Raw genomic sequence first — 17,194 nt, forward strand, 5'->3', positions numbered from 1 at the left:
GAGCTCTATGTCGCAATCAACGCCGATTGAGCCGGGTTTGAACAATAGCCGCGAGCAGACGCATTACGATCTCGATCGTTATCAGGTGGTGCCGCGCCGTTATTACGGCCGCATTACCGCGTCGGCGGTGATTCTGGTGCTGCTGGCGCTGCTGGTGAACGCCTTTGCCCACGGCAATATCGAATGGTCGTTTGTCGGCCAGTTCTTTACCGCTCAGGCGATCCTCAACGGCGTGGTCAACACGCTGATCATGTCGGTGCTGGCGATGGGGCTGGGCGTACTGTTTGGCGTCATCACCGCCATCATGTACATGTCGCCCAATCCGGTGCTGCACTACATCGCCGTGGGCTACGCGTGGATTTTTCGCGGCACGCCGCTGATTTTGCAGCTGCTGCTGTGGTTCAACCTCGCGCTGGTGTTTCCCACCATCAGCATTCCGGGTGTGTTCAGCGTGCAAACCGTCACCATCATGACGCCGTTTCTCGCCGCGCTGCTCGGTTTGAGCATCAATCAAGGCGCGTACACCTCGGAAGTGGTGCGCGCGGGCTTGCTGTCGGTGGATACCGGACAGTACGAAGCGGCGAAAGCCATCGGCATGCCACGTCTGCAGGCGCTGCATCGCATCATTCTGCCGCAGGCGATGCGCGTGATTCTGCCGCCGGTCGGCAACGAATTTATCAGCATGATCAAAACCACCAGTCTCGCCAGCATGATTCAGTACTCCGAACTGCTCTACAACACGCAAACCATCTACTTCGCCAACGCGCGCGTAATGGAACTGCTGTTCGTGGCAGGTATTTGGTACTTGATTGTGGTCACGGTGTTGTCGTTTGGACAGAGCCGACTGGAACGTTATTTCTCACGCGGCCATCGTCAGCGTCAGTAATCAGGAGCCCAACATGAGAAACATCGTGCGCGCCGTCAAGGTGAACAAATATTTCGACCAGTTCCACGCCCTGAAGGATGTCAGCCTCGAAGTGAACTACGGCGAGGTGATGTGCATCCTCGGTCCGTCCGGTTCCGGCAAAAGCACCTTTTTGCGCTGCATTAATCAGCTGGAGAAGGTCGATAAAGGCGGAATTTGGGTCGACAACGAGCTGGCGGGCTATCGCATCGCCGGTAACAAACTGCATGCGCTGAGCGACAAGCAGATTGCGCGTCAGCGCCTGCAAACCGGAATGGTGTTCCAGCGCTTTAACCTGTTCCCACACAAAACCGCGCTGGAGAACATCATCGAAGGGCCGTGTCGCGTGCTGCTGCGCCCAAGGCGCGAAGCCAGCGAAGAGGCGATGGCGCTGCTCGATCGCGTCGGTCTGGCGCACAAAGCGCACGACTATCCGCAGTCGCTCTCCGGCGGCCAGCAGCAGCGCGTGGCGATTGCCCGCGCGCTGGCGATGAAACCCAAACTGATGCTGTTTGACGAACCCACCTCGGCGCTGGATCCGGAGATGGTGGGCGAAGTGCTGGCGGTGATGCGTCAGCTGGCAAAAGAGGGCACCACCATGCTGGTGGTCACGCACGAAATGGGCTTTGCCCGTGAGGTGGCCAATCAGGTGGTGTTTATGGACGAGGGACGCATTATCGAGCAGGGCGCACCGGAAGACATTCTGCTGAACCCGCAAAATCCACGGATGAAAAACTTTATTAACGCGATTCTTCTTTAACATTACCGGGGTGAATATGAAAAAGCTGTTATTGAGTGCCATCAGTGCCGCCGTTTTGCTGCAATCCTCTGCCTGGGCAGATATCGCCGTACCTGCTGCGATCAAAGAGAAAGGACTGACCGTGGCGATCATGCCGAACTATCCGCCAATGGATTTCAAAGATCCGGCCACTAACCAGCTGACCGGCGTGGATTACGATCTCGGCCAGGCGATTGGTGAAAAGCTCGGCGTGAAGATCAACTGGCAGGAGATCGCCTTCGAGCAGATGGTGAACGCGGTGGTGACCAAGCGTGTTGATCTGGTGATGTCCGGCATGACGGACACCAAAGAGCGCCAGCAGGTGGTTAACTTTATCGACTACTTCAAAACTGGCCCGCAGTTCTATACCCAATCCGCGCGCAGCGATATCAACAGCGCGATGGATCTGTGCGGCAAGAAAGTCGGCACCAGCCGTCGCACCACCTTCCCACTGGAAATTGCCAACTGGTCAAAAGCGCACTGTGAAGCGGCCGGTAAGCCCGCGATCATCGTGGTAGGCGCCGAAGGTACCGCCGATGCGCGTACTCAGCTGCGCCAGAATCGTCTGGATGGCGTGGTGCAGGGCAGTGAAACCCTGCCGTACATCATGGATCTGGAAAAGGGCAAATATAAGGCGCTGGATAAAGCCTTCTCCTTCCAGTACACCGGCATGGCGATTGGTAAAGATGCGGGCGAACTGACCACGGCGATTCAGGCGGCGATCGACGCGATGATTGCCGATGGCTCTTACCAGAAAATCCTCGGCAAATGGGGCCTGGCAGACAACGGCGTGGCGAAGGCTACGGTTAACCAGGGCTAAGGAGCGTGCAGATGCAACAACCGGGCGCAGTGCGCTGGCCGCAGGGTAAACGCGGCTGTATGGCGCTGGCGTTTGACCTCGACGGTCCCACCGGCGATGCCATGCTGAATGGCAGCCTGTGGTCAACGCCAGAGTATTTTACCTTTGGGGCTTACGGGCCGTACCGCGCGCTCGGGCGTCTGCTTGACCTGCTGCGCGCCTTCAATATTCCTGCCACCTTCTTTGTACCGGCGTGGGTGGTGGAGCAGTGGCCGCAGCAGTGTCAGGCGATTATCGAACAGGGCCACGAAGTGGCCTATCACGGCTATCGCCACGAATCCTTCTGGGCGATATCACCGGATGAACAGCGTGCGGTAATGGCGAAATCCGCTGAAATTTTCCACAACATTCTCGGCATCACCGCCTGCGGTTTTCGCACGCCGTCGGGCGACTGGCATGCCGAAACGCCACAAATCCTGCGCGATGCGGGCGTGATTTATTCCAGCAGCATGCGCGGCGACGATCGTCCTTACAGCATTCCGGTGGCGGGCCATACGCCGCTGGTGGAGATCCCCGGTAAATGGGAGATGGACGATTACGCCTCGCTGGCCTACACGCGCCAGCCCGATTTCCCCAAAGGCGGCGACCGCATCGCCAGCTATGCGCACACGCGCGATAACTGGCAGCGCGAGTTCGATGGCGCGATGGATGAAGGCTTGTGCCTCACCACGTTGTTCCACCCGAAAATCTCCGGCCAGCCGGGACGCATTTTGCTGCTCGAACAGCTGTTTGAACATATGACGGCGCGCGATGACGTGTGGTTCGCGCGCTGCGATGCGGTGGCGCAGTGGTATTTGCAGGAGCAACAGCATGACTGAACCTTCACGCTGGCCGCTGGGCTTCCAGTCGGCGGCGATCCTCACCATCGACTTCAACGACATTCACGGCATTCTCACCCAGGCACCGGCGGTGGCGGGGCGCGATAAAACGCTGTCGGTGTGGCGCTACGGCACGCTGCGCGGCGTTGATCGCTTGCTAACGCTGCTGGCGGAAAAACAGCTTAAAGCCACATGGTGTATGCCCGCGATTGTTGCCGAAGAGCAGCCGGAACTGGTGCTGCGCATGGTGGCCGACGGCCATGAAATTGCCTGCAGCGGCGATATGCATGAAGATTTCTCGTTACTCACGCTGGAGCAACAAATTGCCAGCGTGACGCGCGGCTGCGACAAACTGGTGCAAATTACTGGGCGCAAAATTATCGGCTTCCGCACGCCCGCCGGGCAGTGGAAACCGGGATTGGCCGAGGCGCTGATAGAACGCGGTATTCGCTGGTCATCGAGCTGGCGCGGCGACGATTTGCCGTACTTCCATCCCGGCACGCGCCTGGTGGAACTGCCAATGCACTACACGCTGGAAGATGAGCCTTATTTCGCCTTCAACCTCAGCCCGGCGATTCCGCCAGGGCAATCGCGCATCGCACCTTATGCGGAAACGCTGGCGAATATGACGCAGGATTTCCACGGCTTCCACCGCTTTGGTCTGTGCTACTTGCTGCGCCTGCATCCGGAAATTATCGGCACCGCCGGACGTATTGGCCTGCTGCGGGCGCTGCTCGACACGCTGCAACAGCACAACGTGTGGATCGCCACCGCTGAGCAGGCGGCGGCGCATTGGCAGACGCAGCCGGATAACGATGTCTCCCATCCGGCGGAAGTGTTTACTCGCATCATCGGAGGTGCGCATGGCGAGCACGCTTGATCAACTGGCGGCCTTTATCGCCGAGACGCGTTTTGCACAACTGCCTGCGCCGCTGGTGGAGCAGGCGAAACGTCATTTGCTTGATACGCTCGGTGCTTCGCTGGCGGGCTGCGACAGCCCGATTTGGCGCGAATGTCTGGCTCTGGTGCAGGGCGAAGGTGGACGCGAGCAGGCGCAGATTTGGGGCAGCGCGCAGCAGGCCAATCCGCGTCAGGCGGCGTGGCTGAACGGCGTGGCGGCGCATATGTATGAACTCGACGACACTGGCGGCTGCGATCACTCCGGCGCGGTAGTCATTCCGGCGCTGCTGGCAGCCTTGCCACTGGCGACGCAGCCGGTGGACGGACAAGCGCTGCTGGTGGCGATGGTGATCGGCTATGACGTCGGCCGCCGCGTGTTAGAAGCCTGCGGCGGGTACTCGGCGCACAACGGCGCAGGCTGGCACTCTACCGCCAGCTGCGGCGTATTTGGTGCGGCGGCGGCGGTGTGTTCGCTGCTGCAGCTGGATCGCGTGCAGTGTGCGTCTGCGCTGGGCATTGCTGCCAGCTTCAGCGGCGGTTTGTGGGGTTTTATTCACGACGGCTCGCATACCAAAAAACTGCATGCCGCGCGCGCCGCAGAAGGTGGCGTGCAAGCCGCATTGCTGGCACAGCGCGGTATCAGCGGCCCTTCGGCGGTGTTTGAACCGCGCTGGGGCGGCTTCCTGCAAACTTTAGCGGCAGATACTCAGCAGCCGCAGGCCTTAAAGGCGGATCTCGGCGACGTGTGGAAACTGGCGCGCTGCTCGATCAAACCTTACGCCTCGTGCCGTGGCACCCACGCGGCGATTGATGCGCTGGGGCTCCTGCTACACCAGCATGATGTGCGCGCAGAGCAGATCGCGCGCATCATGGTGGGCGTGAATCCGTTCCTGCTGGAGATGTGTGGCGGACGTGAGTTACACAGCCTGGCGGCGGCGCAGATGAGCCTGCCGTATGCGCTGGCGGCGCGTGCGCTTTACGGCTCGGCGGAGTTGGCGAGTTATGACGACGCCAAACGGCTGCATCCTGATGTGGAAGCGTTGCTGGCGCGTATTGAGCTGGTGATCGATGCGCAGCAGAGCCGCGACGATGAACCGTGGGTGCGGCTGGAAACCGTGCAGGGCGCGCAGTGGCAGCAGCATGTGCCGGTGCCGTCAGGCGCGCCGACCAATCCGCTCACGCTGGATGCGCTGTTGGCGAAGTACCGCAGTTTGGCCGCGCGCGTGTTGCCGCTGGAGCAAGTCGAACGGCTCGAGGCGGTGTGTCTGGAGCTGGATGAAGTGGCGGATGTAAGGGAAGTGGTGGGGTTGTTGGCGCTGAGGTAAAACCAGGTCGGCATGAATGCCGACCCTACAAAATCCACGCATTTCGCCGTAGGGTCGCTATTAATGGCGACCGCTTTAAATCCTGCCCGCCAACCTCTCAATCCGCGCCATCGCCGCCAGCTCACGCTCAGTCAGGTCGGCATGAATGCCGACCCTACAAAATCCACGCATTTCGCCGTAGGGTCGCTATTAATGGCGACCGCTTTAAATCCTGCCCGCCAACCTCTCAATCCGCGCCATCGCCGCCAGCTCACGCTCAGTCAGGTCGGCATGAATGCCGACCCTACAAAATCCACGCATTTCGCCGTAGGGTCGCTATTAATGGCGACCGCTTTAAATCCTGCCCGCCAACCTCTCAATCCGCGCCATCGCCGCCAGCTCACGCTCAGTCAGGTCGGCATGAATGCCGACCCTACAAAATCCGCACATTTCAGCGTAGGGTCGCCATTAATGGCGACCGCTATTAAACCCTGCCCGCCAAACCCTCAATCCTCGCCATCGCCGCCAGCAAGCGCGCCTCGGTCACCGCTTCGGCCATGTTCTCCATATCCGGCGCATGCACCGATTCACGCACAATCAGCGCCAGCTCATGCTCATCCAGCTCGGCAATCTCGCTCAGCGTCAGCGGCACGCCGCAGTCGCGCGCTAGGCGCATCTCATCCAGCACTTCTTCATCGGCGCGGTTCTCCAGCGCCAGCAAACAGAGGTTGCCGAAGCCGACCAGCAAGCCATGACCAAACTCGCGGGTTTTATCGCAGAAGGTAAAACCTTCATAAATCGCGTGCGAAGCTGCCGCGTGTGCGCCGTTGCTCATCAGCGAGGTTAATCCTGCCCAGGTGAAAATCGCATCCAGCACTTGATCGAGCGACGCGCTGCTCTCACCGCGCAGCACTGCGGCGTAGGCCGCCGGGCCGTGTTCGGCAATCACGTCATAACAAATCTGGCTGTGCGCCAGTGACGAGAGCGCATTGCCGTCGCGTGCCGGATGGCGTGCGCTGACCGCACGGAATTCGTACCACTTCGCCAGCGTATCGCCCAGCCCGGCGGCCAGCCAGCGGGCGGGCGCTTTTGCCAGCAGCTCGCTGTCGATAATTACTGCTGCTGGTGCCTGCGGCAGTGGGAAGATATCGAAGAAATTGCCGTTGTCGTCATAACGAATACTCAGCGGCGTTACCGCAGAACAGGTGGCGGCGATGGTTGGCAGCGTCACCACCGGCAAGCCGAGCTGTGCGCCAACCGCTTTCACCGTATCCAGCGATTTACCACCGCCGACGCCAATCAGCACCTCGGCGTGCAGTTCAACTGCCAGCGCCGCTAAACGATCGATGTGATTGATGGAGGTTTCGCCGCCAAACCACTCTTGCGCCAGCAGCGTGATATTGGCCGCCAGCAGTTGCGCGCGAACCTGCGCTTCAACCGCCTGCAACGCCTGATGGCCGCCAATCAGCAGCGCACGCTGGCCCAGCCCGGCGCAGATCGCGCCTAATTGATTGATCACGCCCGCACCGCGCAGCACGCGCGCCGGGAACACCAGATTCTGTTGTGTCATCACTTATTCTCTGTGTAACGGACGCCGGGCAACACGCACAGCATCTCATAAAGGATATTGGCCGCCAGCTGCGAGGTCATGCCGCTGATGTCATACGGCGGCGAGACTTCCACCAGATCGCCGCCCACCAGATTGAGTCCACGGCAGCCGCGCACGATCTCCAGCCCTTGCATTGAGGTTAAACCGCCCACTTCCGGCGTACCGGTGCCGGGCGCCCATGCGGGATCGAAGCTGTCGATATCGTAAGAGAGATACACCGGGCCGTTGCCGATACGCGCGCGCACCTCGGCCATCAGCGGCGTCATAGAGCGATACCAGCACTGCTCGGCGGGCACCAGATGGAAGCCCTGATCGACGCCCCACTGAAAATCGTCGGCAGCGTAACCTTGCGCACGTTGCCCAATCTGCACCACGCGCTGACAGTCGAGCAGGCCTTCTTCCACCGCGCGGCGGAACGTGGTGCCATGCGCGATCTTCTCGCCAAACATCTCGTCGTTGGTATCGGTGTGCGCATCAATGTGAATCAGCCCCATCGGACCATGCTTCTTCGCCAGCGCGCGCAAAATCGGCAGCGTCAGCGTGTGATCGCCGCCCAACGTTAACGGGATAATCGGCCAGTTATTCAGCTCGGTATAATAGTTTTCGATGATATCAACCGATTTCAGCAGGCTGTAAGTGTTGATCGGCACATCACCGAGATCGCCGACGCGCAGCGAATCAAAGGGCGCGGCGCCGGTGGCCATGTTGTACGGGCGGATCATCACGGAATCGGCGCGAATGGCGCGCGGGCCATAGCGCGTGCCGCTGCGCTGCGAGGTGCCGATATCCAGCGGAATGCCGACGAACGCCACATCCAAATTGGCCGGTGTGTCAGCGGCGGGCAAACGCATCATGGTGCCGCGTCCGGCAAAACGGGGCATCTCGTTGCCGCCTTGCGGCTGGGGAAAATCGGTCATCACGCACTCCTTCAGTCAGGTGAAACCCATCATTACCCAGCCCGCGCGCCGGAAAAATCCTTGACAGCAGATAATCACTTCAGAGATTACTTAACTTTAGTCAGCAATCACTGAAGGAAAATCGGTGCAGACGCTTCCCAACCTTAAACTGCTGCAGGTGTTCGCCAGCGTGGTGGAAAATCAGGGCTATTCGCGCGCGCAGCAGGCGCTGAACATGACCACGCCCGCCATCAGCGCCTACATGAGCGAGCTGGAAACTCAGCTCGGTTTTATCCTCTGTCAGCGCGGACGCGGCGGCTTTACCCTGACCAGCAAAGGCGAGCAGTTTTATCGCTACAGCCAGGAGATGCTGGCGACATTGGTGGGTTGGCAAGAGCAGGTGGAAACCTTGAAAAGCGCGCAGGGCGGCACTTTTTCGCTCGGCGTGGTGGATGCCACCGTCACAGACAGCACGCTGGATCTGCCCGCTGCGATTGCGCGTTTTAATCAGCGCTTTCCAGCGGTGTTTTTCAATCTGAGCGTACGCGATCCCAATGAGTTGCAGCAGCAGTTGCTGGAGGATCGGCTCGATTTGGCGATTGGTCACTTCCCGCTGCGCGCCAGCAATTTGGTGACCATTCCACTGTATGAAGAGCAGCATTGGCTCTATTGCAGCCCGGCGCATCCGCTGGCTGAAGGTCATCCGGATGTGCGCACCGTGCAGCAAACCGGCATGGTGACGCGGCGTTACTGGAATCAGCAGGAGCTTAACAAGCGTGGCTTCCGCCAGAGCAATGCGTCGGTGGAGAGCATCGAAGCGCAGCTGACGCTGATTCTCTCAGGCCGCTTCATCGGCTATTTACCCGAACACTATGCGCGCAGCTGGGAACAGCAGGGCGCGCTGCGCCGCCTGCTGCCGCACCATTTCCACTTCCGCGCGCCTTTCTCTTTTGCGTTCCGCCGTGGGCGCGCGCGGGAAACCTTGATCCGTGCGATGCGTGAAATTCTGAATCCAGCGCGAAAAAATAGCAGCGAAAGCTGACGCTGCGCCAATACTGTGTAAAAATACAGGCCAATTCAGCAAACAGTAACGAAAATGGCCCTGACAGCAGCGATAAAAAGCCAGATTGCGCAATGGTATAAGGCGCTGCAGCAGCAGGTTCCTGACTTTATCCCGCGCGCGCCGCAGCGCCAGATGATTGCCGAAGTGGCGAAAAGTCTGGCCGGTGACGAAGGGCGTCATCTGGCGATTGAAGCGCCAACCGGCGTCGGCAAAACCCTCTCTTATTTGATTCCCGGCATTGCGGTGAGCCGCGCCGAGGAGAAGCGGTTGGTGATCAGCACCGCCAACGTGGCGTTGCAGGATCAGATCTTCACCAAGGATCTGCCGCTGCTGAAGAAAATCATCCCCGATCTTACTTTTACCGCCGCCTTTGGCCGTGGACGTTATGTCTGTCCGCGCAACCTTGCGGCGCTGGCGGCGACCGAAGATCAGCAGGGCGATTTGCTGCTCTATCTTGATGAAGAGGCGGTCACCGGCTCGAAAGAGGAGCAGAAATTCTGCGCCAAACTGGAGAAGCAGCTCAGCAGCTACCGCTGGGATGGCTTGCGCGATCACACCGATGTCAACATTGACGACAGCTTGTGGCAACGCCTCTCCACCGATAAAGCTAACTGCCTCGGGCATCACTGCCGTTGGTATCGCGAATGCCCGTTCTTTGTCGCGCGTCGAGAAATTGAGCAGGCGGATGTGGTGGTCGCCAACCATGCGCTGGTGATGGCGGCGATGGAGAATGAATCGGTGCTGCCACCGGCGAAAAACCTGATGCTGGTGCTGGACGAAGGCCATCATCTGCCGGAAGTGGCGCGCGATGCGCTGGAGATGAGCGCAGAGATCACGCCTGGCTGGAGCAGCTTACAACTCGATCTGTTTGTGCGGCTGGTGGAAACCATCATGGCGCAGTTCCGCCCGAAATCGCCGCCGCCGCTCACCAATCCGGAACGCCTGAAAGGCCACTGCGATGAAATGCGCGAGCTGCTGCAGATTCTCTGCGATGCGCTCAATCCGCTGCTGCCGGGGCATAATCAGCCGGGCGAGTTCCGCTTTGTGCTGGGTGAATTGCCGGAAGAGCTGCTGAGCCTGTGCGCGCGGCTGTTCAAACTGAGCGATGCGCTGCGTGGCCTGAGCGAAGGCCTGCTCAATGAGTTGGGCGATCAAACCGGTAAAGCTGACATCATGCGGCTGCATAAAGCGATTATTCAGCTTAATCGCCACTTCGGCTGGTTCGAATCAATCAGTAAATTGTGGCGGCTGGCAGCGATGGAGAAAGCCTCGAATGCGCCGGTGTCGAAGTGGATTACGCGCGAGATCCGTGAAGGCCAAGCGCATCTGCTGTTCCACTGTGCGGGTATCCGCGTGAGCGATCAGCTGGAAAAAATCCTGTGGCGCAAAATCCCGCATGTGGTGGTGACCTCGGCCACTTTGCGATCGCTCAACAGCTTTAACCGTTTGCAGGAGATGTCCGGCCTGAGCGAGAAGGCTGGCGACCGCTTTGTGGCGCTGGATTCACCGTTTAACCATATCGATCAGGGCAAACTGGTGATTCCGCAGATGCAGTTTGAGCCGCAGATGGCGCAGGAAGCGGAGCACATCGCGGAGATGGCGCGCTTCTTCCGCCAGCAGATCGCCGAAGAGAAGCACAAAGGTGTGCTGGTGCTGTTTGCCAGCGGCCGCGCGATGCAGCAGTTTGTCGCGCACATTCCGGAGCTGCGTTTATCAATGCTGGTGCAAGGTGACCAGCCACGTTCGCGCCTCGTGGCGCTGCACCGGGAACGCGTCGAAGCCGGTAAAACCAGCATTTTAGTTGGCCTGCAATCGTTCGCCGAAGGGCTGGATCTGAAAGGCGATCTGCTGTCGCAGGTGCATATCCATAAAATCGCTTTTCCGCCGGTAGACAGTCCGGTAATTTTGACCGAGGGCGAATGGCTGAAGAGCCTGAAACGTTATCCGTTCGAGGTGCAGAGCTTGCCGAGCGCCTCCTTTACCTTGATTCAACAGGTAGGACGTTTGATTCGCAGCCACAGCTGCTTTGGCGAAATCGTGATTTACGATCGCCGCCTGCTCAACAAAGCTTATGGCAGCCGACTGCTGGCCGCGTTACCGGTGTTCCCGATTGAGCAACCGCCGATGCCGGAAGCCAGCAGTGACAAGCCGAAAAAAAGTCGCAGTAAGAAAATCTAACTTTGGCAGCCGCATGGCGGCGCGCCCTGGAAGCGGGAATGCCTGATGGAACTGAATAAAATCATTAAAGAGATTGGGCGCGGTAAAAATCACGCGCGCGATATCGATTTCGACACCGCGCAGGCGCTTTACAGCGCGATGCTGGCCGGTGAAGTGCCGGAGCTGGAATTGGGTGGCGTGCTGATTGCGCTGCGCCTCAAGGGTGAAGGCGAAGAGGAGATGCGCGGTTTTTACCACGCGATGCAGCAGCAGATGATGCGGTTGCAGGCACCGGCTCATCGTCCGATGCCGATTGTTATTCCCAGCTACAATGGTGCGCGTCGTCAGGGCAATCTGACGCCGCTGCTGGCACTGTTGCTGGTGAAACTCGGCTTCCCGGTGCTGCTGCATGGCGTTAGCGACGATCCCACCCGCATCACCACCGAAGCGGTGCTGGCGGCGCTGGACATCGCGCCCATAACCTCCGCCGCACAGGCGCAGGCGAAGCTGGATAACGGCGAGCTGGCATTTATCACCATTGATCATCTGTGCGCGCCGATGGCGCAACAGTTGTCGCTGCGCTGGCGCATGGGCGTGCGTAACAGTGCGCATACGCTGGCGAAACTGGCGACGCCGTTTGCCGAACGCGCCGCGCTGCGCCTGGCCAGCGTCTCGCATCCGGAATATGTGCCGCGCGTGGGGAAATTCTTCCAGGATATCGATGCACCGGCGATTCTGCTCAACGGCACCGAAGGCGAGGTGTATGCCAATCCGCAGCGCTGCCCGGCGATTAACTATATTCGCGGTGTGGGTGCAGAAGCGGAAGTGTGGGTTGAACGCCAGCCGGAAGTGAGTGTGGAACTGCCGGAAAGCAAAAGCGCGCAGGATACCGCTGTGTGGATCAATCAGGTGTTAGCCGGGGAGCGCGCGGTGCCGCAGGCGCTGCGTTTGCAGCTGGCGTGTTGTTTGGTGGCGACCGGGGAATCTGCCAGCATGGCGGACGCGGAAGGGCGGTTAAAACAGGCGGGAATCTGAGTTCTGCCAGGCGCATCGCAAGGTTTTCGTAGGGTCGCCATTCATGGCGACCGCCATCACGTTTTCGCTAACACGCTCTCCACCAACCGCTGCCAGAAGGTAATACCGATCGGCAGCAGCTCATCATTAAAGTCGTAATGGGCGTTATGCAGCGGGGCGGACGGCGTTGCGCCATCGGCACCGAGCCAGAAATAGGCGCCGGGACAGGCTTCCATCATGCAGGCAAAATCTTCCGAAGCCATTGAAGGGTTCACCTGCCAGTGCACCTGCGACTCGCCGAGCACATCAACCGCCACCGCACGCACCTGTTCAGCTTGCTCTGCATGGTTGGCGGTGACCGGATAACCGGGATACCAGTGAATCTCGCCGCTGACGCCAAACGGGCGCGGCAACGTAGTGACAAAATCCTCAATCAGACCGCGCACGCGATTGCGCACGTCGGTCTGCAAACATCGCACCGTGCCGCGCAACACAATCTGCTCAGGAATAACGTTAATCGCTTCACCGCCGTGAATCTGCGTCACGCTCACCACCGCCGAAGCCAGCGGCGACAGACGACGCGACGGAATGGTTTGCAGCGCCAGAATCAGCTCGGCAGCGACCACCATTGGATCGGCACCGCTTTCCGGCATCGCCGCATGGCAGCTTTTACCGTGCAGCGTAATTTCGAACGAGTCGAGTGACGCCATCATCGCATCCGGGTTCACCGCCAGCGTGCCCACCGGCATGCCCGGCCAGTTGTGCATGGCGTACACCGCATCCATCGGGAAGCGCTGGAACAGACCTTCTTCTACCATCTTGCGCGCGCCACCCAGATTCTCCTCGGCGGGCTGGAAGATGAAGTGAATGGTGCCGCTGAAGTTGCGCGTGGCCGCCAGCTGACAGGCCGCAGCCAGCAGAATAGAAGTGTGACCATCATGGCCGCAGGCGTGCATGACGCCGGCTTTTTGCGACTTCCACTGCGGTGCGCCTTTTTCGGTGATCGGTAACGCATCCATATCCGCGCGCAGGCCAATAACCGGTCCGGGACCGTTCTCTAAGGTGCCGATCACGCCGGTGCCGGCTAAGCCACGAAACACCTGTAATCCGGCATCGGTGAGTACCTTCGCGACGAGCTCGCTGGTCTGCTGCTCCTGGTAACCCAGTTCAGGATGTTGGTGTAACTGACGACGCCAGTCGAGGGCGTTTTCCAGCAGTGCTGCAGGCAGGCTCATAAAGTAAGGCTCTCCATTAGCAGCATTCGCTGCGAAATAATGCATTTACTGTAGTGGCAAGCGCATGGCGGCGTCTATCGCGGAACGGAATAATTTGGCTATAGGGTATAGCGGAATGGAATATGCGGGTTTTAATAAAAGAGGTCGCCATGAATGGCGACCCTAAGATGATACTGCGCGAGGTGAACGTTATTTCTGCATCGGCAGGTTTAAGCCGTGTTCCTGGGCGCAGTTTTGCGCTAATTCGTAACCGGCATCCGCGTGACGCATTACGCCGGTGGCCGGATCGTTCCACAACACGCGGCCCAGGCGCGCATCGGCTTCTTTAGTACCGTCACACACGATCACTACGCCGGAGTGCTGCGAGAAGCCCATACCGACGCCGCCGCCATGATGCAGACTCACCCAGGTCGCGCCGCCGGCGGTGTTCAGCAGGGCATTCAGCAGCGGCCAATCCGATACCGCATCCGAGCCATCCTTCATCGCTTCGGTTTCACGGTTCGGTGACGCCACGGAACCGCAATCCAGATGATCGCGACCAATGACGATCGGCGCTTTTAGCTCGCCGTTACGCACCATCTCGTTGAACGCCAGCGCCGCTTTGTGACGCTCGCCGAGACCCAGCCAGCAGATACGCGCCGGTAAGCCCTGGAAGGCGATGCGCTCCTGCGCCATGTCGAGCCAGCGGTGCAGATTCTGGTGATCCGGGAACAGCTCTTTCAGCTTGGCATCGGTTTTGTAGATATCTTCCGGATCGCCTGAAAGCGCCACCCAGCGGAACGGGCCTTTGCCTTCGCAGAACAGCGGACGAATATAGGCCGGCACAAAGCCAGGGAAATCAAAGGCATTTTTCACGCCTTCATCCAGCGCCACCTGACGGATGTTGTTGCCGTAATCCACGGTCGGCACGCCCATGTGATGGAAGTCCAGCATCGCCTGCACATGCACCGCCATTGAGGCGCGCGCGGCTTTCTCCACCGCTTTCGGGTTGCTGACACGCTCTGCTTCCCAGCGCGCCACATCCCAACCGACCGGCAGATAACCGTTAATCGGATCGTGCGCCGAAGTTTGATCGGTGACGATGTCCGGTTTCATGCCGCCCGCTTTGGCGCGTTTCACCAGCTCCGGCATGATTTCAGCGGCGTTACCCAGCAAGCCAACAGAAATGGCGCGCTTCTCTTTGTTTGCCTGGTCAATCAGCGCCAGCGCTTCGTCCAGCGTGTAGGCTTTGTGGTCAACGTAGCGAGTACGGATACGGAAATCGATGCGTGATTCCTGGCACTCAATCGCCAGCACGCTGGCACCGGCCAACACGCCAGCCAGCGGTTGTGCGCCGCCCATGCCGCCTAAACCGGCGGTGAGGATCCAGCGGCCGCTGAGGTTGCTGTCGTAATGCTGACGACCGGCTTCGGCGAAGGTTTCAAAAGTGCCTTGTACGATGCCCTGCGCACCGATGTAGATCCATGAACCGGCGGTCATCTGGCCGTACATCATCAGGCCCTTTTGATCCAGCTCGTGGAAGTGATCCCAGTTGGCCCAATGTGGCACCAGATTCGAGTTAGCCAGCAGCACGCGCGGTGCATCGGCATGAGTGCGGAACACACCCACCGGCTTGCCGGACTGGATCAACAGCGTCTCTTCCGGCTGCAACGCGCGCAATGAACGCAGAATTTGCTCGAAGCACTCCCAGTTACGTGCGGCTTTACCGATGCCGCCGTACACCACCAAATCCTCCGGGCGTTCCGCCACGTCAGGATCGAGGTTGTTCTGGATCATGCGGTAAGCCGCTTCAATCAACCAGTTGGCGCAGTGTAATTCATTACCGCGCGGCGCACGGATTTCACGGGCTACAGCCTGAGTCAAAGTTTCGCTCATCATCGATTCCTTAATTAACAGTCTTACGCTGGCTTGGCAGCAGCGCGGTAAGGGATTCAGGCCATGCGGATGCGCTGGCCCACAGACGCATGGATTCGATATCCGGCGCCAGTAAACGGTCGTGATCGAGGAAGGCCACGTTCTCGCGGATGCGGCTCATCTCCTGTTCCAGCGTCGGCGAGCTCTGCAGCGGACGATGGAAATCGATGCCTTGTGCAGCGGCCATCGCTTCAATACCCACTACAGCAGCGGTGTTGAAGCACATGCTGCCGAGGCGGCGGGCTGCGTAGGTCGCCATCGAAACGTGATCTTCCTGGTTAGCGGAGGTCGGCAAGCTATCCACGCTGCCCGGATGCGCCAGCGATTTGTTCTCAGATGCCAACGCCGCTGCGGTAACCTGGGCGATCATAAAGCCGGAGTTAACACCGCCATCATTGACGAGGAACGGCGGCAAACCGGAAAGACCGGTATCCAGCAGTAGCGCCAGACGACGCTCGGAGATCGCGCCGATTTCGGCAATCGCCAGCGCCAGAATATCGGCGGCGAAAGCCACCGGCTCGGCGTGGAAGTTACCGCCAGAAATCACATCGCCGCTGTCGCTGAACACCAGCGGATTATCGGAGGCGGCGTTGGCTTCAATCTGTAATACGCGCGCGGCGTGCGTCAGGTTATCCAGGCAGGCGCCCATCACCTGTGGCACGCAGCGAATCGAGTAGGGATCCTGCACGCGGCCACAGTTGGTGTGCGAGCCGAGGATTTCACTGCCGGATAATAAAGAGGAGACGGCAGCGGCAACGTTAATCTGTCCAACCTGACCACGCGCTTCGTGAATACGCGCATCGTAAGGTTTCACCGAACCTTTAATGGCTTCCAGCGACAGCGCGCCGGCCATCAGGCCCGCCGCGAACAGGTTTTCCGCTTCGAACAGACCGCGCAGCGCCAGCGCGTTAGAGACCTGCGTGCCGTTGAGCAACGCCAGGCCTTCTTTAGGGCCCAACACAATCGGCTGCAGGCCAACGCGCGCTAAGCCTTCAGTTGCAGGAATTAATTCGCCATCGACGCGTACCTGACCTTCGCCCAGCAGCATCAGCGACATATGCGCCAGCGGCGCCAGATCGCCTGACGCGCCAACCGATCCTTTCTCCGGAATGCACGGCATCACGCCCGCGTTGAACAGCGCCAGCAGCGCTTCAATCAGTTCGATGCGCACGCCAGAGTGACCGCGCGCCAGGCTGATAATTTTGGTGGCAACCACCAGCCGCGCCACGTTGTCCGGCAGCAAATCGCCCAGGCCAACGCTGTGCGACAGCACCAGATTGCGCTGCAGCTCTGCCAGCCGCGCCGAAGGGATCTGCGTCTGCGCCAGCTTGCCGAAACCGGTGTTGATGCCGTAAACCACTTTGCCGGATGCGACGATGGCATCAACGGTTTCATGGGCACGGGCAATCGCTGCGCGCGCTTCATCGGCCAACGTGAGCGTTACCTTGCTTTGATAAATGCAGCGCAAGGTCGCGAGGTCCACTTCACCGGGAACGAGGCGAATTTCCTGAACCGAACCTGACATAGTCTACTCCTGTCTATACAAGTGATCTGGCATGAATCGGACGCCGATATTTTGCGATGTGGCTGTCCGATTTGCCGTGGATTGCGATGAGTGAAGCATAAGTGTCTAATCTTGTCTATACAAGTAGCAAGCGCTATGCCAGATTGTTCTTGTTCTGTGAAATGCGGCGCAAAGCGGTGAAACAGGCGCAACCGCAGCGTGATTGCACCGCAATGGCA

General features: G+C 59.5%; 14 protein-coding genes. 9 read left to right on the forward strand and 5 right to left on the reverse strand.

The window, feature by feature from the left end; translation table 11 throughout:
- Positions 1-7: 7 nt before the first annotated feature.
- Genes NR302_RS06335 through NR302_RS06360 form a run of 6 tightly spaced genes read left to right on the forward strand, consistent with a single transcriptional unit; the run spans position 8 to position 5,584 of the window.
- Positions 8-886 (forward strand): amino acid ABC transporter permease, encoded by an 879-nt coding sequence (locus tag NR302_RS06335; RefSeq protein WP_008102605.1) that lies wholly within the window; start codon positions 8-10, stop codon positions 884-886.
- 13 nt (positions 887-899) lie between these two features.
- Complete coding sequence (locus NR302_RS06340; protein WP_008102604.1) at positions 900-1,664, forward strand: amino acid ABC transporter ATP-binding protein; 765 nt, start codon at positions 900-902, stop codon at positions 1,662-1,664.
- Positions 1,665-1,680: 16 nt separating this feature from the next.
- Positions 1,681-2,502 (forward strand): ABC transporter substrate-binding protein, encoded by an 822-nt coding sequence (locus NR302_RS06345; protein ID WP_008102602.1) that lies wholly within the window; start codon positions 1,681-1,683, stop codon positions 2,500-2,502.
- An 11-nt stretch (positions 2,503-2,513) separates the two neighbouring features.
- Complete coding sequence (locus NR302_RS06350; RefSeq protein ID WP_154181425.1) at positions 2,514-3,359, forward strand: polysaccharide deacetylase; 846 nt, start codon at positions 2,514-2,516, stop codon at positions 3,357-3,359.
- Positions 3,352-4,239: a polysaccharide deacetylase gene (locus NR302_RS06355; RefSeq protein WP_258144811.1), complete on the forward strand. Its 888-nt coding sequence runs from the start codon at positions 3,352-3,354 to the stop codon at positions 4,237-4,239. Before NR302_RS06350 ends, NR302_RS06355 begins: the two co-directional genes overlap by 8 nt.
- Positions 4,223-5,584, forward strand: a complete 1,362-nt coding sequence (locus NR302_RS06360; protein ID WP_258144812.1) for an MmgE/PrpD family protein — start codon at positions 4,223-4,225, stop codon at positions 5,582-5,584. The genes NR302_RS06355 and NR302_RS06360 overlap by 17 nt, the downstream gene beginning before the upstream one ends.
- 463 nt (positions 5,585-6,047) lie before the next feature.
- Here the strand turns inward: NR302_RS06360 and NR302_RS06365 are convergent, their stop codons facing one another.
- Both NR302_RS06365 and speB read right to left on the reverse strand, forming a co-directional pair.
- Positions 6,048-7,133 (reverse strand): iron-containing alcohol dehydrogenase family protein, encoded by a 1,086-nt coding sequence (locus tag NR302_RS06365; RefSeq protein ID WP_258144813.1) that lies wholly within the window; start codon positions 7,131-7,133, stop codon positions 6,048-6,050.
- On the reverse strand, positions 7,133-8,089 hold the full coding sequence (gene speB, locus NR302_RS06370; RefSeq protein ID WP_061717265.1) for an agmatinase: 957 nt from the start codon (positions 8,087-8,089) through the stop codon (positions 7,133-7,135). Before speB ends, NR302_RS06365 begins: the two co-directional genes overlap by 1 nt.
- A gap of 124 nt (positions 8,090-8,213) precedes the next feature.
- Here speB and NR302_RS06375 point away from each other — a divergent pair, with 124 nt between their 5' ends.
- The 3 genes from NR302_RS06375 to ybiB are packed head-to-tail and all read left to right on the forward strand — an operon-like array spanning position 8,214 to position 12,323.
- Positions 8,214-9,110 (forward strand): LysR family transcriptional regulator, encoded by an 897-nt coding sequence (locus NR302_RS06375; protein ID WP_258144814.1) that lies wholly within the window; start codon positions 8,214-8,216, stop codon positions 9,108-9,110.
- A gap of 54 nt (positions 9,111-9,164) precedes the next feature.
- On the forward strand, positions 9,165-11,309 hold the full coding sequence (gene dinG / locus NR302_RS06380) for an ATP-dependent DNA helicase DinG (RefSeq protein WP_256696008.1): 2,145 nt from the start codon (positions 9,165-9,167) through the stop codon (positions 11,307-11,309).
- Between the two features lie 45 nt (positions 11,310-11,354).
- Positions 11,355-12,323 carry a DNA-binding protein YbiB gene (ybiB, locus tag NR302_RS06385; RefSeq protein ID WP_258144815.1) on the forward strand — a complete coding sequence of 323 codons (969 nt, stop codon included), beginning with the start codon at positions 11,355-11,357 and terminating at the stop codon, positions 12,321-12,323.
- A 56-nt stretch (positions 12,324-12,379) separates the two neighbouring features.
- Here ybiB and NR302_RS06390 read toward each other — a convergent pair whose 3' ends face one another.
- The 3 genes from NR302_RS06390 to hutH all read right to left on the reverse strand — a co-directional run bounded on the left by NR302_RS06390 (position 12,380) and on the right by hutH (position 16,976).
- Positions 12,380-13,537 carry a M20 aminoacylase family protein gene (locus NR302_RS06390; RefSeq protein ID WP_258144816.1) on the reverse strand — a complete coding sequence of 386 codons (1,158 nt, stop codon included), beginning with the start codon at positions 13,535-13,537 and terminating at the stop codon, positions 12,380-12,382.
- A gap of 189 nt (positions 13,538-13,726) precedes the next feature.
- The gene (gene hutU, locus NR302_RS06395; RefSeq protein ID WP_258145164.1) at positions 13,727-15,412 is read right to left on the reverse strand and encodes a urocanate hydratase; all 1,686 of its coding nucleotides are present in this window, start codon (positions 15,410-15,412) and stop codon (positions 13,727-13,729) included.
- Between the two features lie 10 nt (positions 15,413-15,422).
- The gene (hutH, locus tag NR302_RS06400; protein WP_154153185.1) at positions 15,423-16,976 is read right to left on the reverse strand and encodes a histidine ammonia-lyase; all 1,554 of its coding nucleotides are present in this window, start codon (positions 16,974-16,976) and stop codon (positions 15,423-15,425) included.
- Between the last annotated feature and the right edge of the window lie 218 nt (positions 16,977-17,194).

Origin of the sequence: Pantoea sp. SOD02 (genome assembly GCF_024707505.1) — a bacterium.
Taxonomy (GTDB): domain Bacteria; phylum Pseudomonadota; class Gammaproteobacteria; order Enterobacterales; family Enterobacteriaceae; genus Pantoea; species Pantoea symbiotica.